General features: G+C 33.9%; 20 protein-coding genes and 1 riboswitch. Of the genes, 13 read left to right on the top strand and 7 right to left on the bottom strand.

The window, feature by feature from the left end:
• The first annotated feature begins 24 nt into the window (after nt 1-24).
• From pssA to ACZ76X_RS09450, 3 genes are all read left to right on the top strand, one after another.
• Nucleotides 25-558: a CDP-diacylglycerol--serine O-phosphatidyltransferase gene (gene pssA, locus ACZ76X_RS09460; RefSeq protein ID WP_479850442.1), complete on the top strand. Its 534-nt coding sequence runs from the start codon at nt 25-27 to the stop codon at nt 556-558.
• Nucleotides 559-580: 22 nt separating this feature from the next.
• Nucleotides 581-952, top strand: coding sequence for an ATP synthase subunit I (locus ACZ76X_RS09455; RefSeq protein ID WP_464853653.1), 372 nt, complete (start codon nt 581-583; stop codon nt 950-952).
• Nucleotides 953-1,173: 221 nt separating this feature from the next.
• Nucleotides 1,174-1,812, top strand: coding sequence for a VanZ family protein (locus ACZ76X_RS09450; protein ID WP_479850285.1), 639 nt, complete (start codon nt 1,174-1,176; stop codon nt 1,810-1,812).
• 98 nt (nt 1,813-1,910) lie between these two features.
• On the opposite strand, the gene dhaQ is transcribed toward ACZ76X_RS09450, so the two are convergent.
• Nucleotides 1,911-2,909 (bottom strand): DhaKLM operon coactivator DhaQ, encoded by a 999-nt coding sequence (dhaQ, locus tag ACZ76X_RS09445; RefSeq protein WP_479850284.1) that lies wholly within the window; start codon nt 2,907-2,909, stop codon nt 1,911-1,913.
• Between the two features lie 19 nt (nt 2,910-2,928).
• The gene (gene dhaS, locus ACZ76X_RS09440; protein WP_000204220.1) at nt 2,929-3,495 is read right to left on the bottom strand and encodes a dihydroxyacetone kinase transcriptional activator DhaS; all 567 of its coding nucleotides are present in this window, start codon (nt 3,493-3,495) and stop codon (nt 2,929-2,931) included.
• Between the two features lie 178 nt (nt 3,496-3,673).
• Here dhaS and dhaK point away from each other — a divergent pair, with 178 nt between their 5' ends.
• Nucleotides 3,674-5,425 carry a dihydroxyacetone kinase subunit DhaK gene (gene dhaK / locus ACZ76X_RS09435; RefSeq protein WP_479850283.1) on the top strand — a complete coding sequence of 584 codons (1,752 nt, stop codon included), beginning with the start codon at nt 3,674-3,676 and terminating at the stop codon, nt 5,423-5,425.
• Between the two features lie 220 nt (nt 5,426-5,645).
• The gene (locus ACZ76X_RS09430) at nt 5,646-5,996 is read left to right on the top strand and encodes an SH3 domain-containing protein (protein ID WP_071720769.1); all 351 of its coding nucleotides are present in this window, start codon (nt 5,646-5,648) and stop codon (nt 5,994-5,996) included.
• A gap of 150 nt (nt 5,997-6,146) precedes the next feature.
• Here ACZ76X_RS09430 and ACZ76X_RS09425 read toward each other — a convergent pair whose 3' ends face one another.
• On the bottom strand, nt 6,147-6,380 hold the full coding sequence (locus ACZ76X_RS09425) for a hypothetical protein (RefSeq protein WP_479850282.1): 234 nt from the start codon (nt 6,378-6,380) through the stop codon (nt 6,147-6,149).
• A gap of 364 nt (nt 6,381-6,744) precedes the next feature.
• Nucleotides 6,745-6,851, top strand: a riboswitch (SAM riboswitch).
• 82 nt (nt 6,852-6,933) lie between these two features.
• Between ACZ76X_RS09425 and ACZ76X_RS09420 the strand changes: the two genes are divergently transcribed.
• Entirely contained in the window at nt 6,934-7,992 is a 1,059-nt protein-coding gene (locus ACZ76X_RS09420; protein ID WP_479850281.1) for an LLM class flavin-dependent oxidoreductase, read from the top strand.
• Nucleotides 7,985-8,941, top strand: coding sequence for an ATP-grasp domain-containing protein (locus tag ACZ76X_RS09415; RefSeq protein ID WP_479850280.1), 957 nt, complete (start codon nt 7,985-7,987; stop codon nt 8,939-8,941). Before ACZ76X_RS09420 ends, ACZ76X_RS09415 begins: the two co-directional genes overlap by 8 nt.
• Before the next feature lie 273 nt (nt 8,942-9,214).
• On the opposite strand, the gene ACZ76X_RS09410 is transcribed toward ACZ76X_RS09415, so the two are convergent.
• The gene (locus tag ACZ76X_RS09410; protein WP_479850279.1) at nt 9,215-9,805 is read right to left on the bottom strand and encodes a TetR/AcrR family transcriptional regulator; all 591 of its coding nucleotides are present in this window, start codon (nt 9,803-9,805) and stop codon (nt 9,215-9,217) included.
• 985 nt (nt 9,806-10,790) lie between these two features.
• Here ACZ76X_RS09410 and ACZ76X_RS09405 point away from each other — a divergent pair.
• Nucleotides 10,791-11,480: a CPBP family glutamic-type intramembrane protease gene (locus ACZ76X_RS09405; protein ID WP_479850278.1), complete on the top strand. Its 690-nt coding sequence runs from the start codon at nt 10,791-10,793 to the stop codon at nt 11,478-11,480.
• A gap of 143 nt (nt 11,481-11,623) precedes the next feature.
• On the opposite strand, the gene ACZ76X_RS09400 is transcribed toward ACZ76X_RS09405, so the two are convergent.
• Nucleotides 11,624-11,734 (bottom strand): YjcZ family sporulation protein, encoded by a 111-nt coding sequence (locus ACZ76X_RS09400; protein WP_000540371.1) that lies wholly within the window; start codon nt 11,732-11,734, stop codon nt 11,624-11,626.
• Between the two features lie 403 nt (nt 11,735-12,137).
• On the opposite strand from ACZ76X_RS09400, the gene ACZ76X_RS09395 reads away from it, so the two are divergent.
• The gene (locus tag ACZ76X_RS09395; RefSeq protein ID WP_479850277.1) at nt 12,138-12,419 is read left to right on the top strand and encodes an LCI fold-containing protein; all 282 of its coding nucleotides are present in this window, start codon (nt 12,138-12,140) and stop codon (nt 12,417-12,419) included.
• 114 nt (nt 12,420-12,533) lie between these two features.
• On the opposite strand, the gene ACZ76X_RS09390 is transcribed toward ACZ76X_RS09395, so the two are convergent.
• On the bottom strand, nt 12,534-13,427 hold the full coding sequence (locus tag ACZ76X_RS09390; protein ID WP_479850276.1) for a helix-turn-helix domain-containing protein: 894 nt from the start codon (nt 13,425-13,427) through the stop codon (nt 12,534-12,536).
• A 485-nt stretch (nt 13,428-13,912) separates the two neighbouring features.
• Entirely contained in the window at nt 13,913-14,128 is a 216-nt protein-coding gene (locus tag ACZ76X_RS09385) for a hypothetical protein (RefSeq protein ID WP_257145174.1), read from the bottom strand.
• Between the two features lie 1,147 nt (nt 14,129-15,275).
• Between ACZ76X_RS09385 and ACZ76X_RS09380 the strand changes: the two genes are divergently transcribed.
• From ACZ76X_RS09380 to ACZ76X_RS09365, 4 genes are all read left to right on the top strand, one after another.
• Nucleotides 15,276-17,012, top strand: coding sequence for an S-layer homology domain-containing protein (locus ACZ76X_RS09380; protein ID WP_479850275.1), 1,737 nt, complete (start codon nt 15,276-15,278; stop codon nt 17,010-17,012).
• 142 nt (nt 17,013-17,154) lie between these two features.
• Nucleotides 17,155-17,469 (top strand): PadR family transcriptional regulator, encoded by a 315-nt coding sequence (locus ACZ76X_RS09375; protein ID WP_137014797.1) that lies wholly within the window; start codon nt 17,155-17,157, stop codon nt 17,467-17,469.
• A gap of 13 nt (nt 17,470-17,482) precedes the next feature.
• Nucleotides 17,483-18,094 carry a DUF2812 domain-containing protein gene (locus ACZ76X_RS09370; RefSeq protein ID WP_479850441.1) on the top strand — a complete coding sequence of 204 codons (612 nt, stop codon included), beginning with the start codon at nt 17,483-17,485 and terminating at the stop codon, nt 18,092-18,094.
• 265 nt (nt 18,095-18,359) lie between these two features.
• Nucleotides 18,360-19,490 carry an S-layer homology domain-containing protein gene (locus ACZ76X_RS09365; protein ID WP_479850274.1) on the top strand — a complete coding sequence of 377 codons (1,131 nt, stop codon included), beginning with the start codon at nt 18,360-18,362 and terminating at the stop codon, nt 19,488-19,490.
• The last annotated feature ends 351 nt before the right edge of the window (nt 19,491-19,841 follow it).

Here is a 19,841-nt window from a genome sequence, read left to right as displayed (position 1 = left end):
AGTAGAAAGGAGGGGAAGCATGTGATGAGTTACATACCGAATATGCTTACGATAGCAAATTTTGTGTGCGGGCTTTTAGCTATTCACGCTGTTTTCGTTCAAGATATGTATGGTGCAGTTCTATTCATTATTACAGGTATGGTCTTTGATCTGTTTGATGGTATGGTTGCTCGGAAACTTGATGCTGTTTCGGACATTGGCGGAGAGTTAGATTCATTTGCGGATTTAGTTACCTTTGGTGTGGCACCATCTATTCTTGCCTATAGTGCTTCGTTAAAAGATTTGCAGTCTATCGGGATGATATGTGCGCTCGCGTATAGTATTTGCGGAATGCTTCGGCTTGCTAGATTTAACACGCAACAAAGTAAACTCCCAACATTCATCGGAATGCCCATTCCATTTGCGGCAATGTGTCTCCTCATTTTATGCCTCTTAAATAATCCAGTTTCCGTGGCGGTTGGCACATGTGCACTCGCTTATTTAATGGTAAGCAAAATCAAATTCCCCCATTTTAAGAAAGATATATCGGAAAGCTTGAAGTCCGAAAGATGGGATTAATAGAAAAGATAAGGAGCATAACATGATTCGTATGGCATTAAGATCATTTAACATACAAATATATTGTTTGCTAGGCGTGATGTTACTGGGATGGTTGATGACACCTTTTCGAGCCCAGTTTGTCGGGATAAGCATCGGCCTTTTAGTTAGTATGTACTGCGCTTGGATTTTAGGAAGACGTATCGAAAAGTTCGGAAATAGCATCGTAAAAAAAGAAAAAGCACCAATGCTTGGCATGATAAATCGGTTCGCAGCTGCCATACTCGGTGCGATTATTATGTATGAAATTGAACACCGTGAGTACATGTGGACATTTGCTGCTGGAATTATGGGTGGGTATTTCTTGGTTATTATTAATTTGGGGTATTACAGTATGAGGGATGAGAAGGAATAAAGTAGAACTTTAATCGGAGTTTTTAAAAGTAGCTATTTTACTGTGTTCCTCTTGTTAGACTTTCACATGACTATATATCCTGCATTGATGAAAATACTACAAGAGTTGCATGTGAAGATTTAAGAAAAATTTTATGTTTACCCTACTTTTTATTTTAAAAGTTTCTCCTATCCTATAAACAACAAAGTCATAGATGAAAATGTAAAGTTAGGGGATTCTACATGCATACAGAAGTTTTGATGAGTTATTTGTATACTTATTTTTTTACTATTATTTTTTGTGTGGTGTTTCAAATTGGATGTTATTTTAAAGCGAAAAACAATATATCTATTCTGCATTTTCTATGGGTATATGTTTTTCTGTTCTACCTTTCGTTAGTGTATAAAGTGACGCAGATCGCGACTGTATGGGATGTAAGTAGATATGAGACGTGGATTCGTGTAAATCAAATTAACTTGACTCTATTTGATACGGCAGGTAGTACGACGTATCTTTTGAATATTGTACTGTTTATGCCGTTCGGTTTTTTATTACCGACTATTTGGCCGCAGTTTAGAAAAATGAAAAACACCGTATGTGCGGGATTCTTTTTTTCATTGGCAATTGAGTTAAATCAATTATTAAATAATAGAATTACAGATATTGATGATGTATTTATGAATACCCTCGGGGCGATTATTGGGTATGTATTATATACAGCATTATTTAAAATGATATTGAAAAGAGAGGGGAAAAAGCTTGATACGAACTCTTCTTTCGTCATAAAATACGAAGCTGTTTTTTGTTTAGTGTGTTCATTTGTAGGTGCGATGTTAATTTATCATCCAGTTTTATTTGAAAGACCTGTAATCATTCAGTGAGGTAATTAAGAATTTCTTGTTAACGCTGTACGATATTTCAATTTGCAAAAAGCCTTTAACACGTTATAGTTAAAGGCTTTTATCATCATAATTTTTACTTACCAATTACCTACGCTAGCATCCGCCTTCAGCCACTTCACCCAATCCAAATCCTCTACTTTAAGCAAACTAAGTGAAACACCTTTCATATCTAGAGAAGTTAGCAATGTACCAACCTTTACGAACTCCACATGTAAGCCTTCCAGCTCACATAAACGGCGAATATCATTTGCGAAAATGTATTGTTCCATTAATGGCGTTGCGCCTAATCCGTTAATGAGAATAGCGAAGTTGTCACCTTTTCGCCAGCGGTAAATGCTTTTTAGTTTGTTCATTAGTTCGATCGCTAATATTTCAGAAGAGGATAGTGCTTCTTTACGGTAACCCTTTTCTCCGTGAATACCGACGCCGTAAAAGACTTCATCTTCGTTTAATGTAAATGAAGCTTTTCCTTTCACTGGATCGTTTGCTGGTGAAAGTGCGACTCCTAATGTGTGTAAGTTTTTGATGACAGCTTGCCCAAGTACTGTTAGTTCTTCTAAAGAATGACCTTCGAGAGCGGCCGCACCAAGTATTTTTTGAACGAAAACAGTACCGGCGACGCCGCGTCTTCTTTTATTAAAAGAAGCATCATCTTCAATTGAAACGTCGTCATTTACGATGATCTGGTCAATTTGTCTTCCTTCTTCTTTGGCAATTTGCTTCGCCGCTAAAAAATTCGCTACATCATCTTTAAAGTTTTTAATGATGAATAAAATACTCTTATCTTTTGGTATGAGGCGAGTTGCCATTACAATTTGTTCCACTGTAGGCGGAGTGAAGATGCTTCCGTTTACTGCCGCCGTAAGCATACCTTTTCCTACATAACCAATATCAGCAGGTTCGTGTCCGCTACCACCACCGCTTATGATGACAACGTTTTGCTTTAGTTTTTCAATATCTTTTACATAAATGATGTTATTAGTTTCGTCGTAATTTACTTTGTCGTTATGTTCAAAATAAAAGCCATGCATCATATCTTGAACGATATGTTGTACATCATTCATAATCTTTTTCATTGCTTTTGCCACCCTTTAATTACTTTGCAGATTGCTCCAGTAATAGTAGTAATTGATTGTTTATCATATTTTTCATGAGAGAAGACATAATGGACGGATCTACTTCGCATTTGCTTTCAATCCAATCTTTTATCGTTCCAACGAAACCGTGACTATAAAAGGAGGCAATCGTATTTTTTGTCTCATCAGAAAGGCTGAATCCACAGCTGACAGATAGTTCATCAATAATTTTCATATATAAGTTTTTCGTATGCTCAAATAAATAGTGATTAAACGAGTTTTGCTCAATGACTTTAAAAGCATTTCGGTAAAATTTTTGATTTTCATAAAAGTAATCAAATAATAAATCGAAAATGTTTTCCCACGTTTCATAGTCGAGAAAGTCGATAATGTTTTCTTTCGTTTCTTCTCTATAAATCCAACTTAATAGTTCAAATTTATCTTTAAAATGATAATAAAAAGTTTGCCTACGCATTTGACAGTGTAACATAATATCGCTCACTGATATTTTATGAAACGACTCTGTTTCCATTAAATACTTCAATGAATTTGCGATTATCTTTTTAGAAATTATAGAAGAGGTCATGTGAATCATCCCTAGAATGTTATTAATATGAAAATCCTACCGAGAAATGAGAGCGGTGTCTTTAGACAGATTGTCCATTTTGTCCGTTTACTATAAAACGCTTTCATTTTAACATGGATAGTAAGAAGAAGATTTCAAATATATCACAATATATTAAAGGAATTGAGGGAGAATCACAATGAAAAAGATTATAAACAAACCAGAAACATTAGTAATGGAAATGTGCAACGGAATGGTGATGGCTCATCCAGAGCTTGAGCTTTTGAAAAAATATAAAGTCATTAAGAAGAAAGAAATGAACGAAAATAAAGTAACATTAATTAGTGGCGGCGGTAGTGGTCATGAGCCAGCGCATGCAGGACTAGTCGGAAAAGGAATGTTAGATGCGGCAGTTTGCGGAGATGTGTTTGCTTCGCCTTCACAAATTCAGGTGTATCAAGCAATTAAAGAGACAGCTAGTAAAAAAGGTACGTTATTAATTATTAAAAATTACAGCGGCGATATTATGAATTTCAAAAACGGAGCGCATTTAGCGACGGAAGATGGAATTGAAGTAGATTACGTAAAAGTGGATGATGATATTGCGGTAGAAGATAGCTTGTATACGGTAGGACGCCGCGGCGTTGCGGGTGTTATTTTAGTTCATAAAATTGCTGGCGCGGCAGCGGAAGCAGGTATGGATTTAGGAGCGGTGAAAGCCGCCTCTGAAAAAGCAGCGGCTAACGTGCGCACAATCGGTTTAGCATTAACGTCTTGTACAGTTCCAGCGAGCGGATCACCTACTTTCACACTTGCGGAAGATGAAATGGAATACGGCGTAGGTATTCACGGTGAACCAGGAATTAAACGTGAAAAAATGTTGTCAGCAGATGAATTAGCGAACCGTATGACAAACGATCTTGTAAAAGATTTAGGAGTAAAAGACGGCGAAGAAATTGCGCTTTTAGTTAACGGTTTTGGCGGAACACCACTGCAAGAACTTTACTTATTTAACAACGCAGTTACACGAGAACTAGCTGCTAGAAATATTAAAATTAATAGAGTATTTGTCGGCAACTATATGACGAGTATTGATATGGCTGGTATGTCTTTAACAGTAATGAAATTAGATGATGAGCTAAAAACATTACTATCGAAAGAATGTAACACACCAGCGTTTAAAGTAGATGGACCAGTTGAAAGTGTAGAGTACGTAAATGTTCTTGAAGAGACAGAAGAGAAGGAAGTTTTATTTGAACTAGAAACGCCAGAAGAGCACGCTGTTATTAAGGATAATGTTATTACATTAAACAACATGATTTATCTCGTTGATAAAATGAGCGATATTATTATTAAAAACGAAGTACCATTCTGTGAGTTAGACACGCACGCTGGTGACGGTGACTTCGGAATGAGTGTAGCAAAAGGATTTAAGCAATTAAAACGTGAGTGGCATTCTATTGTAGATCAAGAGAACGTAACGATCGGATCATTCCTTGACGGTTGCTCCATGATTATTATGGAACATTGCGGCGGTGCTTCTGGTCCAATTTGGGGCGGTGCATTCCGCGCAGCTAGTAAAGCAGCAGGCGAGAAGCGTGAGTTAACAGTGAAAGAATTCGCTGAAATGTTGCAAGCAGCACTGCAAGGTATACAATCTATTGGAGAAAGATCATTCGGCAGAGGAGCGGTAGTTGGTGATAAAACACTTGTTGACGCACTTGCTCCATGTGTAGACTCTTGGTTAGCTAGCGCTTCAAACGAAGAATACATGAAAATTGCCTTTGAAAAAGGAGCAGAAGCAGCGGTTAAAGGAGCAGAGTATACGAAAGAAATCGTAGCTCGCATGGGCCGCGCCGGTACAGTTGGTGAAAGAAGCTTGGGATATCCAGATGCAGGTGCGCATGCACTTGGGGTTATCTTTACGGAGATTTCGGGTAGTTTGAAATAGGAATGAGAAAGTCCCTTTGCCTTAAGGTGGAGGGGCTTTTATATAGTTGGTAGAAGACTACTTTCGAGCTCTCTGTAAAATATGAGTTTGTTACTATTTTTGATAAAATCTTATTTCAAAAATACAACTAATATTTCTCAACATTAATATATTGAAAATAGTTAGAATATTTAAGATAATCATTTGTGAAGAAATAAATTATAAAAAGGGGGAATTTATTTTGTTACGTCGCTTATCTATTTGTACTTTATTAACAGCTTTTATCTTTACTTTGTTTACATTTAACGGCTCTGCTTTCGCGGCTACGAATACTACTGAAAATGAAACAGTAGTAGCAGCTTGTGCAAAGGGAGGTACGGTAGGTACATATGGTGCAAAGATGCGCAGTGGTTACACTGTGGGATCACCTGTCTTACACACATTTAATAGTGGTGAGAAAATTACTGGCACATGGGTAACAGGTGAGTATGTTCAAGGGCATTATAGTAATTCTAAACAGTGGTTAAAAGTTACTTATAAAGGGATGACAGGTTATGTGTCCCACACAACATTATATAACGTTTGCTCATAAAACTATGTAATATAATAGCTTTTGAGATATTGAACTAATCCCTTCTAGGGATTAGTTCTTTTTATCTTCTTGAAAAATATTCACTTTTAACAAAAGTAGTGTATGAATTACCAGTTTTTTCTATATAGAGGACATCCTGATTCTAGTGTTTTATTCATTAAATATCTCCGGTTTCTCCACTCTAAATAATTGCACCTCACCGCACTCTAAACAGAATGTAGTTAATAGTTTGGAACGTTTCCCCACTGAAAAGAGCCTACTAGGATCATCTTCACAAATATATGCATGATAAGCAGATCCAACTCTTCCTTCTTTAAATGTAGTAGAACCACAATTCTCACATCGTTTATCCCGCGTTAACGGACAGTAAAACTCCCACCTCAAAATTCAGTTGGAGCAAAGAAATTAGGTGGGAGATCAACTGTCCGTAAACGTCCGATTGGTTCAACTAATAATCAATGGGGGATGAAGAAAACCCCCACTGATTAAAGTTTCACTTTATTGTTCATGCTACGAACACCTCTTTTGCTGTATTTTTAAGATAAAAGTAAAGCAACTTGGTTATACATGATGTTTTCGACATGATCCAACATCCTCTTTATATATCCGCAAGTAAAAAACATAATACTCCTATAAACCTCTATAACAATATGAATTTTCATATATCATTTAATGTTTATCGGAAAAATAAGTATTAAAGTATTGATTTTTATTATTCTGATGATTATAATAAATGGAAATCAAACAATTCTTATGTTGAGAAGTGGAGGGACGGGCCCTATGAAACTTCGGCAACCTCGTTTTAGACGAAAGGTGCCAAATCCTGCAGGTGAAAAAACACCTGAAAGATAAGAGCGGTTCACTTAGTCAAGAAGGCTACTCTTATTTCGATAAGAGTAGCTTTTTTTATGGCTAAAAGATAAAGGGGGAATAGGTAGTGGAGTATGGTTTTTGGTTACCGATTTTTGGGGGATGGCTTCGAAATGTAGATGATGAATCTATGCCGCCTACGTTTGAGTATGCAAAACAAACAGCGCAAGCGGCAGAACAATTAGGTTTTTCAACAACACTGATTGCAGAATTAAACTTAAATGATATAAAAGGTGTGTCAGCACCAAGTTTAGAAGCGTGGACAACTGCGGCAGCACTTGCAGCAGTAACGGATAAATTAGAGATTATGACAGCTGTCAGACCTGGCTTCCATAATCCAGCAGTTACAGCGAAAATGGCAGCGAATATCGATCAATTAAGTAATGGTCGGTTTACATTGAATGTAGTTTCAGCATGGTGGGAAGAAGAAGCGAGGCAGTACGGCGGAGTATTTACCGCACATGATGAAAGGTATGATCGCACAGAGGAATTTGTAACAATTTTGAAAGAGCTTTGGAAAGAAGACGAGTTCTCTTATAAGGGGAACTTTTATGAGCTTCAGCATACACATTTAAGTCCAAAACCTGTGCAGAAACAAGGCATTAAGCTTTATGCAGGTGGTGAGAGTGAGCGAGGAAAAGAGGTTATTGTAAATCACGCGGATGCATATGTAATGCACGGGGGAACAGTGGAAGAAGTAGCTGTGAAAATAGAAGATATGAAGAATCGTAGAAAGAAAGTGACAGAGGAGCCATTGCAGTCATTCGGGCTGGCGGCTTACGTCATTTGTCGTGATACAGAAGAAGAGGCGTTAGAAGAATGGAGACGTATAACGGATGTGAAAGATGATGCGTTAGGTTACGCGGGTTACCAAGATTTTGTGAGTAAATCGCAGTTGGAACAGCAAGTAAAGCTCAATGATTATTCTGTATCGAATCGCGGGTTACGTCCTAATTTAATCGGAACACCAGAACAAATTGCAGAAAGAATACTTGCTTTTGAAGAAGTCGGTGTTACATTATTACTTTTACAATTTTCACCACAGCTTGAAGAGATGAAACGATTTTCTGAAAAAGTGATGCCATTAGTTGAAGCAAAAAGAAAGGAATTGATTACAAATGAGTAAAATTTACATATTACATGAGAACAAGGAATGGACGGATCATTTAGTGAAAAGGCTGGAAGAACTGGAGTTGCCATATGAGGAATGGCTTTTAAATGAAGGAACACTTCCGTTAGAACAAGAACCTCCCAAAGGTGTTTTTTATAGCCGCATGAGTGCTTCGTCACATACGAGAGGGCATCGATATGCACCTGAGTTGACTGAAGGAGTTCTTGCTTGGCTAGAGGGATATGGAAGAACAGTATTTAACGGGTCTCGTGCGTTACGTCTTGAAGTAAGTAAATTGAATCAATATGCAGCATTAAGAAAATTTGGGATACAAGTGCCGAAAACAATTGGTGCTGTTGGCCGTGATCATATAGTAAAAGCAGCAAGGGAGTTAGGGGAAGTACCGTTCATTACAAAGCATAACCGTGCAGGGAAAGGCCTTGGTGTTCAACTCTTTCATTCCATTGATGCTTTAGAACAATATTTGGATAGTCCAGCGTTTGAAGAGCCGATTGATGGAATTACTTTAATCCAGCAATATATTGAAGCGCCAGAACCATATATTACACGTTGTGAATTTGTAGGCGGTCAGTTTGTATATGCAGTTAAAGTAGATACATCAGAGGGATTTGAGCTTTGTCCAGCAGATGCTTGCTCAATTCAAGATGCTTTCTGCCCAGTAGGAGAAGAGAGTAAGAAAGAAACGTCAACAAAATTTGAAATTATATCGGACTTCCACGAGCCAATTATTGAACAATACAAAGAGTTCTTGAAAGAAAATGAAATTACTGTTGCTGGTATTGAATTTATTCGCAGTGCGGATGGAACAATTTATACGTATGATATTAATACAAACACAAACTATAATTCTGACGCAGAGTCTAAAGCGAATCAATTTGGTATGCTTGAACTTGCTACATTCCTTGGAAGAGAATTAGAGAAACAAGTAGAGTCAGTTAAATAATAGATAAGGTTCTAGTGAAAACTTTTGTTAAAGTAATCTTTGCGGATATTTTGAGTAGTTTGAAATAGGAATAAGAAAACCCCCTCTAGCTTAAGCTAAAGGGGATCTTCTTACTCCTATATATATTCCAATAATTGCTTCTATATTCCTTCTGTAAGCTACCTCTGCTAAAAAATGTTCAACCCTCTCATAAACAGAAAATATTTTTTATGGGGGAGGTATGTATTCAATTTAAGTTTATAAAAATTGAATGAAGGCGATGTAAGTTCTCACTTATTTAGAATAAGAGAAAAGATGATGCTTTATTTGTTCAATAAAATAATGATGGTGTATATTATCGTTAGATACTCGACTTGCCATAATAGCTCCCTCCATTGAAGATGCAAGAAAAGAAGCGAGAGATATAATGTTTATATCTTCTTTAAATTCTTGTTTCTCTATTCCTTCCTTTATGAGAGAGGCCATTAACATTACTGTATCATCATAGCCTTTTGCTGCTGCTTTTTGTAATTCTGGAAATACTCCAGTACTTTCAATTGCGCTATTAAGCAATGGACAACCTCCAGCAATAGGAGGATTATTAGCTGCATCTTGATATATAAGGAAAATTGCAAGGATTTTATCAATTGCTGTCTTTTGATTTTCCATTGCTTTATGGAAATGCTCCCACATAATCTCACCACTTTTGTTGTAGGCAGCAAGGACAATTTCTTCTTTATTTTTGAATCTACGATAAATAGAACCTTTAGGTAGTTCAGTAGCTGTCATAATATCCTGGATGGATGTGCGAGTGATCCCATTAGTATTAAATAAATATAAAGATGTTTCGATAATTTTTTCTTTTACCTTATCAACTTTAGTCATGCTTTGTAATCCTCCTAATAAAAACGAGCTTAATATCCTAGGTAATGTTTACCATTTATTTTCATGAATTTTTATTGTAAGTATAAATAAGTTTGAAGTTAATTAAATTATATTATCCATATCATTTAAAAGAATTTTCTGTCAATAACAAAAGGACAAATTGGTTAATTCAGTGATATTATACAACTAATTTCACCTAAAATCATAGAAGAAGTAAAAATATAGTTAATTTTAATGTATAGACATATAACTATTATGTCTAATTTTTATTAATATTTTTAGCTAAAGGGGTTGAGCTACTCCTACTTTCATTTCATTCTATAAAAGGTTAATCATTGATAATGAATGATTACTGGAATTTGATTGTAAATAAGCAACTGATTTTATTTTGTTAATAATTTATAAAAAGGGTTTAAAAAACTAGAAACTTATAGTATTATTAGATTCCTAATAGGACCGAACCGACCGGTCCGTTCGTGAGAGATTAGAAAGGAGTGGCATCTGTTAATAGAGGAAGATATTTTTAGTTTGATATTCTAATAGGATTACCAATACCTAATTCGAACATTAGAATATGCAATAGTGAAAGGAGTAGAGTATGAAAAAAATCTATCAATATTTATGACACTTTGTGTATTCTGTTGGTGTTTCCTAGATTCAATGTGTTTGCTAAATCAGTAGAGGGAATAGACCATACACTTAAAAACAAATGAAGCAAAGGATATGTGTTACAGAGAGCATGAAGGATACTTAAAGTTTCAATAGCCATTGCATAAAAAAATAGATTTTGTAATTGTGCAAGATGCGAGTGGAAGTTTTAGAGATTCTATAGGTAGTGTTAAAAATGCAACGGATTAAGTAGGAAAAGACTACAATACAGAGTTAAAAGAGATTCCAGGCTATAAATAAGCCTAATGGCTAGTTTTTTTTATATAAATTTATAGCAAGATCACAATTCATTAATTTTTATTTAAGGAGTATTAAAATGTTAGATTTATTTGAAAATAACAGTTGGAAGAAGACAAATATATTTTTCGCTGTGATAATTGTATTCATTACGACTTTTGCACTTATGTATGCTGAATTATTAGGAGACTTTGGTGCTTTTACTGCTTGGTCTTATTTAACTATTGGTGGGGGATTATCCCTTATTTTGCTCGTTGGATACGATAAAGCAAAATCGTTTTTTAGAAGAATGAATAAAGGCAGTTGGAAATGGGTCTTTATATCAATTATATTAGGATATCTGGTTAGCCTATTATTTGTTGGTATAGGTACTCTTATGAATACCCCTTTAGCAGAAAATGCTGCTTTTGAAGAGTCGGATATAACTCTTCCATTATGGATCGAGTTTCTTGATTATAGTATGAAGTTTTTTAGTTTAATTGGAGAAGAAGTTATTACAGCGGCTATAGCAGTTATTGTATTTTACTTTGCAAGCAAAAAATTTGACTCAGCAACTTCGTGGGTAATATCAGCAATTATTTCAGCGATTATTTTTGGATTGATGCATTATACTACTTATGACGGTAATATTTTCCAATGCGTATTTGTAATTGGTATCGGACGTTTGCCATTTACTTATGCTTGGAGAAAAACAGGTAGCTTATGGGGCGGTATTTGGGCACATGTCATTTATGATGTGTCACTACTTGTTTTAACTTACTTAGGTTAATAATCTATATTACAAAGTATTGATTCATATTTGAGGGATGGCAAATGCGAAAAATATTCAATTGTTATAAAAGTTTGGAACTCGATAATGAATAAGACACATAAAGAAAAGGTACCCATATAGGTACCTTTTCTAATAGTTTTTTAGCAGAAACAACTGCATCCGATAATGATTAATAGAATAAATAATACAACTAATAAAGCAAATCCTCCAGCGAAACCGCAGCCTTCGCCGCAACTACCACCATATCCCATAACAATAGTGCCTCCTTTAGATAAGAGGGTAAAACTAGGGTTCATTTCATGGATTTTAACGGGTTCACTTTACTTTATGTTTTAAAGAATAAATGGAGCAGGTCCTTTTGAAAATAAAGAAAAGACGCCATTAGGCGCCTTCCTGTTAGGTAGATAAGACTTTAGTTTTCCAATCTAAAGAAATTTTGTATCAGCTCTTTGTGAGTATAGCATAATATCTGATTGATTTATTATGCATTGTTACATACTTTCCTAAACTCCTCTATTTTCCATTTGATAAAATAAAATCCTAATATTACCAAAAGTTAAATGAATATTTCTACATATTCAAGATATTTACATAAATTACAAAAGTGATACATTTAAGTTGTAAGTTATAAAAACTATTAAAGGGGGATTTATTATGTTCAAGAAATTAGTAGTAGGGCTATTAGCAACTGGTATTGCATTAACAGGAGGAATTGGGGCAGCTTCAGCTGATACGCAAAAAGCTGTGAGCTCTCCGAAGCAAGCAACATGCTCAATTCCTTATGAGCATTCTAATGGTAAATTCAAAAGAACTCTTTATTACTCAAATGGAGTATATGCTAATAGTTTTACTGAAAATGTTTGTGGCGGGACGATTACGTGGTATTTAAAACATGTTCAAAATGGAGTTGCTTTTTACGAAGGTAATTTAAAATAGTAGATTCTTTGAACCTCATTTATTGAGGTTCTTTTAGTTTTTAAACTGATTCTTCACAAAAAAAAGACACCTAAAGGTGCCTTCCTGCGACTTTTGTAAGTAACTTTTACGAAATTATGATTGTTTTTTATTTTGTATTTCAATCAGTTCATCTGGTAGCGTTTTTGTATAATATTCTTTTTCTGTTAGTTCAAATATAAATAATGCTTTTTTCCAGTTATAAACAACCTCTTCTACATTATGTTGTTTAATCTTTAATAAATATTGACCTTTTAAATAGAATAGTTCACCTAATAGGTATAAAGTATTTAAATTAATTGCTAATTTTATACCCTTATCAAGGTATTTTATTGCCTCTTCATGTTGATATATGGAGTCTAAACATTTTGCTAAATTTAACATGATTTTTAATTTAATTTCTTTATCTCTAGGAAAATCTAACTTATTAAAATTAGTTAAACATCTTTTTAATATATTAATACCTTTTTCATAATTTTTATTTTCTGCATAAAATATAGCCATTGTTTGCATAATATCTATTTCTCTTTCTGATAAAAAATCAGAATTAGTTAAAGTCAGTTTTAATGCATTATTTAAAAGATCTAAAGCAGTTTTTATTGATCTATCCACCATAAATATAGCAATTGCTTCGTGCCATATTAGAAACTGTTTCTCTTCTTTTGTTTGAAAATTATTTAAGTTTTTCTCTTTTTTTACTATTTCATAAAGATCTTTATATTGTTTTTGCTTTAAGCAGTCTTTTATTACGTATTTTACATTTTCTACATATTTTAATCTTTTGTTTTGAGTTAGTGCAAATATATTATTTGGATCAATACCAAGTCTTTCTGATAATTGATATAACAATATACTAGATGGATAAATCATACCTTTTTCAATCTTGCTAATTTGACTTTGTGAACATATTCCATGACATAATTCGGATTGTGATATATTTTTTTTCATTCTAAGTTCTTTAATGATAATACCCAAATCGTTAAATTCCATTTTTTCACCTACTATCTAGCACTTTATTTGTAAAGGGATATTTCTTTACCTTAATGTAATGTAAAAATAATATAGTTGCAATTATTGTTTGGTGTAAAGGGCTTACCGTTATTCATAATGTGGTGAGGATTTTAGTATGTACAAAGAAGACACCCAAAGGTGCCTTCCTGCGACTTGAACCATCTTAATTTTAATAATATGTATTGGAAGCTCATACGAATATTATTTTACCATGTTAAATACCTAAATTCATTGAGAGAAAGATATAACTCATTATTCATTCTGTCAAAAAGGATTTATCTAACGTAACGTATAAATGTTCCATAAAATGTATCAAAAAAATGAATAAATCGTGATTGGCATGAAAAAAGGGTTTTTACTATTACGTAAGAACCCTTAAACAAAGAAAAAAATCGTATGTGCCTCTATAGTATTGTAATGAAATTAAATAAAAACGCTATTTTAATACAAAGCGAAATTGAAAGTTAACAAGCAATACTTAAAAGAGTAAGAGCTGCAAATCCGTAAACTAATAAGCTACTAGTAGCAAGGAATTTTATAAGTTCATTTGTAGAAATAATAGTTAAACATAATGCTATAGATGCACCTATAAAGAATTGGTACTTTGTATGTATATTTGTAAGATTAATTATTACAAGTACAGTTAAGAAAAGTGAAATGAAGTTAAAATATCTTTTCATTGTCATATTTCCTTTCAATGTTTGATCTGTATTTATTATACCAGTGTGTACCAGTAATAACATACTTTGTAATGAGGTTTAATAGAAATCTTATTTTGCCATAAATAAAAAGGCGGTTGTTTCCACAATCACTTTTCAGTGAAACAATGCAATTTTTTAGAAATAAAATATGGATGATTCCTGAAAATGTTATAGGATATAATTCAATTTTTATCCCGCGTTAACGGAAAGTAAAACTCCACCTCAAAATTCAGTTGGAGCAAAGAAGTTAAGTGGGGGATGAACAAAACCCCCACTAATTAAAGTTTCACTTTATAAGAAAGGAATGACTATATTATATGAAAAACTTGTCTAACAAGGTTACATATAAAAGAGCAGCTAGCAATAGCTAACTGCTCAATACAAGGAGATACAGAGAAAACTAAATGAATGTTGGCATACAGCCTATCAACATTATGGACATAATATTGAGTTTTATTCGAAGGAATTCATGTTTTATAAATTAGATTACGATAGTCGATATTCTCCATATTGACCAGAAAAGAACCAAGAATTCTAGTGAAATTCCAAGTGTTCTTTTTCTAGTTTTTTGAAATTCTTTTATTAAATAGCCAACAGCACTAATTGCTATAAGAATGAAAAGAATAAGTTCTAGTGTAACTGGCATTTGATCCGCTCCTAATATGTTAATTTGTAATATAAACATTATAGGATATTTTTGTGGTTAGTAGTGAAAAATTTAGCAAAACTATCTCTATATGAAAAAAGATCCTGCTGTCTCCAACAGAACCTCTTCTAAAATGGCAAAGAGTAACTCTTACCTTACTCTTTGTTAATAATATTACAGGAATGTTAATGAAAATCCAAGACTCCTTATATTGAGAAATAAAGAAGAATTATTCTAAAGAATTCCAATATAAAATTAGAGATTACCATGAAGGGAGTTATAACGAGTTACTACCTATTTATATATTCATAAATAAAAAACATAATATTAATACGGGAAAATATATTAATATGAATTTTTGCATATTTTAAAATTCAATATATCTCTCAAAACCTTTTAATTGTATAATATATTTTGTCATATTTTTAGATTTTTCGACAAAAAACAACATGAATAGAGAACAAATTGGGAGAAGGAATTATGTACACAAAACTATTAAAATCAATTACATCATTATCACTTATTAGTGGTGCTTTACTGTTTACAAATGGCAGTGATGTGAGAGCTGCTGAGGCGAGTATTTTTTCTGATGTGCCTACATCGCATTGGTCGTATCCGGCGATTAAAGATTTAGCGGGTAAAAACATTATTTCTGGTTATGGAAATGGAAAGTTTGGTTTCGGTGATGTTGCGACGAGAGAACAAGTTGCAGCTTTAATTTATCGCGTGTTAGTACCGAATAAGCAAGGTGGTACGTTTAGTAATGACGGTGCTCGTTATGTATTACAAGATGGATCCACTTTAAATAATCCGTATCGAGATATTCGTTCAGGTTCAACAATGTTTCCAGAAGAGGTTTTAACGCTAACGAAATTAGGGGTTTTTAAAGGTGATGCAAATGGGGGATTTAGACCGAAAGATTCTGTTAGCCGGGCAGAAATGGCGCAAATTCTTACAAACGCTTTCCATCTTTCTGCGAAACAAAAGCATACATTTAACGATGTTCCAAGTGGTTTTTGGGGTGAAAATGCAATTAGTGCAGTGCAGTCAAACGGGATTGCTTCTGGTACAGGTGAAGGGAAATTTGAGCCATACAGTACGGTAAAACGTGAACAATATGCACAGTTTTTATATAATACTTTGAAGTATAAAAAGCCAGAAATTGCGGTGCGAGATACAGGGGATGCGGCATTATTAGCAGCATTTAAAGATGAAGTGCAAAAGCGTATTAATACGTATGAAACGAATATTTCACTTCCGTACAAAACGACAAATAGTAATACAAAAGAAGTAATGGATACACTTTTTAATGCCTATAAAGAGGTGGCAAGTAAAAATGAGTATACGAATTTTAATAGATCGAATGTTTCATATGGACTTTCTGGATCACCTGGAAATTATACGTTTACGTTAAAGATTACATATCGTGAAACGAAAGAACAAACAGAATATGTAATGAAGCAAGCAAAGGCAATCGTTTCTTCGATTACGCAAGTTGGAATGGATGATCACGAAAAAGTGAAGGCGATTCATGATTATGTTGTAAAACACGTTTCTTATGATACGTCTTATAAAGCTTACACAGCATATGAAGCACTTGTAAATCGCTCTGCGGTTTGCCAAGGTTATGCACTATTAACTTATCAATTATTAAAAGAAGCTGGAATTGAGAATCATTTTGTAGTAGGAACTGGAGACGGACAGCCCCATGCTTGGAACTTGGTGAAAATCGAAAACAAATGGTATCACCTTGATACAACATTCGATGATCCGGTGCCAGATGAGCAGGGCCGTGTAACGTATTCTTATTTCAACTTATCAGATGAGCAAATCGCAAGAAATCATGAGTGGAATCGCGTGGACTATCCGCAAGCTACAACAAATTATTATAGTACATTAACAAATAAAATTGCGGCAGGTAGTACGAAGACCCCTGCGTATCAACAAATTTTAAAAGATACAAAGTTAAATTATTTAGGAAATGAATACATCGCAAATAACTATAATGAATTCAAAAATAAAATGCAGCAACGTTATAACGAAAAGTCACCAAAGATTGAAATCCTGTATAAACAATCAATGGATGGCGCATTGCAAGATGTGAAAAAAGCAATTGGGGAAATCGGTTATCCGCAAGGGGCGAACCGTGTTTCTTATAAAGCTGAGCCGTATAATGCGAAAGAAGGATATTCTTTAGTGACGATTACGTTTATGTAAAAAAACAACCTAGATCCCATGTTGGATCTAGGTTGTTTTTTTATAACTTAATTTGACATATACAGTCTAACTGTATAAAATCAAACTATACAGTTTAACTATATAGTTTAGCTATATATTTATCGTTACATTGGAGGTCTTTATGAATAGAGATAAAAATTTACCATTAACGGAAACAACGTATTATGTTCTTTTAGCTTTATTAGAGCCAGCTCATGGATATTTAATTATGCAAAAGGTGGAGGAACTGAGTAATCATCAAGTGAAAATTGCAGCGGGTACATTGTATGGAGCGGTTGAAAATTTATTAAAACAAGGGTTAATAGAATCGGTGAAAAGTGAAGATAAACGAAGAAAAGTATATGTCATTACGGAACGTGGGAAAGAAGTGTTACATTTAGATTTTATGAGAATGCAGCACATTATTGCCGTTACAAAAAGTTTAATACACGTATAGTTAGGGGGAAACGCTGATGTGGAAATTGAAATTCTTCTTAGACTTTGAGAAAGAGGAAAAATGGTTAGAAGAGATGGCTTGGAAAGGCTACCAACTAGAAAGTAATACATTTGGTTATACATTTAGGTATACAGAGCCGGAAGATGCGACGATTAGAATAGACCATAGAGTATTTAGTAGAAAAAGTGAATTTATTAATTACTGTACATTATTTGAAGATAGTGGCTGGGAGCATATAGCTGGTAATTGGTGGTCAGGTACGCACTATTTTAAAAAGGTAAATGAGGAAAGCGAAGATGACATTTTTTCAGATCAAATGTCACGAGCAGGGAAGTATAAACGTCTATCTAAAACATTTTTAGAATTAGCTATATGCTCTATTCCGATATTAATTCTATTTATGTTTAATGACACGATTAATGTAGGAGCACTTGTAAACCCGAAAGAACTATATTTTACGCCAGGACTATGGGATAAGCAAGGTGTATCATTTCTATGGGCATTCTTATTTGAAACACCACTTGCATTGATGAGAGGCTTTGCATGGTTGTTTATCCCTGCTGCAATTGTTATGTATTTAGTTTGTTCGTATAAGGCAAATCGATTATATGAAGAGAGAAGATGATAGGATGGGTCCCCTTAAAGCTGATGCTTTGAGGGGATTTTTTGCATTTATCAATTGTATTTTTTTTAAATGGATAAAGGAAATGAGTGCGTATTGGAAGCAAGTTAGTACGATTTTAATTTAGTTGTATAAACATTATATGCTGGAATAATCTTCTTCAAATATTCCATAATTAACCTACAAAAAGTATCTTTATATGTTAATATTAAAAAGAATGTTTACGGTATTTTTTAATATATTATTTTAAGAATAAGGGGATTCAATTATGAATTTTAAACAATTAATTTTAGCAGGGGCAGTTATTGCATCAACAACACTAACACCTCTAACAAATGTGCAAGCAGAAAATACACTAGGATTTAAAGATGTTCCTGAAAATCACTGGTCTTATCAAGCAATTATGGATTTAAAAGAGAAAAATATTGTAGCTGGTTATGGAAACGGAATGTTTGGTTTTGGTGATAATATTACACGAGGACAAGTAGCTAGACTAATATATGCCTACTTGAAGCCAGTAGATGAACTTAATACACAAAACCCTTTCACAGATATAGAAGAGCATATGTTTAAAAAAGAAATTTTAGCTCTTAATAAAGCTGGTATTATGAACGGATTTGGTAATGGGAAATTCGGTCCAGATAACGTTTTAACGCGTGAACAATTAGCTGTTGTATTAACAAAGGCTTTTAACTTCAAAGCAACATCTACTACCACTTTCAAAGATGTAGATAAAAATTACTGGGCAACAAATGCTATCAGTGCATTACAAGAAAATAAAATTACGACGGGCACAGGTGATAATAAGTTTGAACCACAAAGTCTCGTGACTCGTGAGCAGTATGCACTATTCTTATACAATGCAATTAATAAATCGGAAAAAGAGCATGAGTCAAAGCCTACTGCTATCCCACAAGATTTAGCAGACGAGCTCATTTATTATCATGAAGGTTGGATGGATAGCTCTTCGGTATTAAAAAAATCTATATCTAAGGAAGCACAAAATCTTATTACTGAAATTAACGCAAAACATAATGCGGAGCTAAAATATATAGGGATAGGCGGTCCACGTTCAGAGGTCGTGTTATTCTCTCCGGTATTAGAAGGGATTCCAGAATTTAATGGGAATTTCACTGTAGAAGGCGATAATGAAAGTAACTTTACCGTTAATTTTGTAATTGATAGAGGTCAAGGTAAGAAGGCGTTAGTAGAGTTAGGGAAAGAGTGGATCACTATGATAAATCCAAACTTAGATTTGAGTACAGAGATTGATAATATAGTGGCTTCTAATACACGCACAGGTAATTTTGATATAAATAAAAACAATCTTAAAATAGAGATAAGCCTAGAGAAGCAAAATTCTAGTAGCGATCTAATGAGTGTTAAAATCCACAAGTAAAAAAGAGGAGTGAAATTTCACTCCTCTTTTAATTATATTATTTCTACTGTTATCCCTCATTTACCCGTAAATGCTCGATAGGTTCAATTAATAATCAGTGGGGAAGGGCACTCATCGCTGATTATAGTTTCACTTTATGTTTGGTGACGCTGTATAATTGGAATTTATAATGGTTTATTTAGGGTTAATTGTTATTTGTATCCTTTTTTGTTTGGGTATGATAAAATTAATAATAATATTCCTTAGGAGGATGATAATCATTCATACACTTTTAGGTATTATTGGAGCAATTGTTTTACTCGCTTTTGTTATCCACCCCGGTGTCCCAGACAAACGTGCCCCTCTAAAAAA

This window comes from Bacillus sp. BC05(2025) (assembly GCF_056725905.1).
Note: the sequence above shows the minus strand (reverse complement) of the source record. Positions and strands in the feature narration are given on the sequence as shown.

Bases quoted from the DNA above. Each gene is read 5' to 3' on its own strand.
- pssA (WP_479850442.1), top strand. From the start codon at position 25: ATGAGTTACATACCGAATATGCTTACGATAGCAAATTTTGTGTGCGGG.
- ACZ76X_RS09455 (WP_464853653.1), top strand. From the start codon at position 581: ATGATTCGTATGGCATTAAGATCATTTAACATACAAATATATTGTTTG.
- ACZ76X_RS09450 (WP_479850285.1), top strand. From the start codon at position 1,174: ATGCATACAGAAGTTTTGATGAGTTATTTGTATACTTATTTTTTTACT.
- dhaQ (WP_479850284.1), bottom strand. From the start codon at position 2,909: ATGAAAAAGATTATGAATGATGTACAACATATCGTTCAAGATATGATG.
- dhaS (WP_000204220.1), bottom strand. From the start codon at position 3,495: ATGACCTCTTCTATAATTTCTAAAAAGATAATCGCAAATTCATTGAAG.
- dhaK (WP_479850283.1), top strand. From the start codon at position 3,674: ATGAAAAAGATTATAAACAAACCAGAAACATTAGTAATGGAAATGTGC.
- ACZ76X_RS09415 (WP_479850280.1), top strand. From the start codon at position 7,985: ATGAGTAAAATTTACATATTACATGAGAACAAGGAATGGACGGATCAT.
- ACZ76X_RS09410 (WP_479850279.1), bottom strand. From the start codon at position 9,805: ATGACTAAAGTTGATAAGGTAAAAGAAAAAATTATCGAAACATCTTTA.
- ACZ76X_RS09405 (WP_479850278.1), top strand. From the start codon at position 10,791: ATGTTAGATTTATTTGAAAATAACAGTTGGAAGAAGACAAATATATTT.
- ACZ76X_RS09400 (WP_000540371.1), bottom strand. From the start codon at position 11,734: ATGGGATATGGTGGTAGTTGCGGCGAAGGCTGCGGTTTCGCTGGAGGA.
- ACZ76X_RS09395 (WP_479850277.1), top strand. From the start codon at position 12,138: ATGTTCAAGAAATTAGTAGTAGGGCTATTAGCAACTGGTATTGCATTA.
- ACZ76X_RS09390 (WP_479850276.1), bottom strand. From the start codon at position 13,427: ATGGAATTTAACGATTTGGGTATTATCATTAAAGAACTTAGAATGAAA.
- ACZ76X_RS09385 (WP_257145174.1), bottom strand. From the start codon at position 14,128: ATGAAAAGATATTTTAACTTCATTTCACTTTTCTTAACTGTACTTGTA.
- ACZ76X_RS09380 (WP_479850275.1), top strand. From the start codon at position 15,276: ATGTACACAAAACTATTAAAATCAATTACATCATTATCACTTATTAGT.
- ACZ76X_RS09375 (WP_137014797.1), top strand. From the start codon at position 17,155: ATGAATAGAGATAAAAATTTACCATTAACGGAAACAACGTATTATGTT.
- ACZ76X_RS09365 (WP_479850274.1), top strand. From the start codon at position 18,360: ATGAATTTTAAACAATTAATTTTAGCAGGGGCAGTTATTGCATCAACA.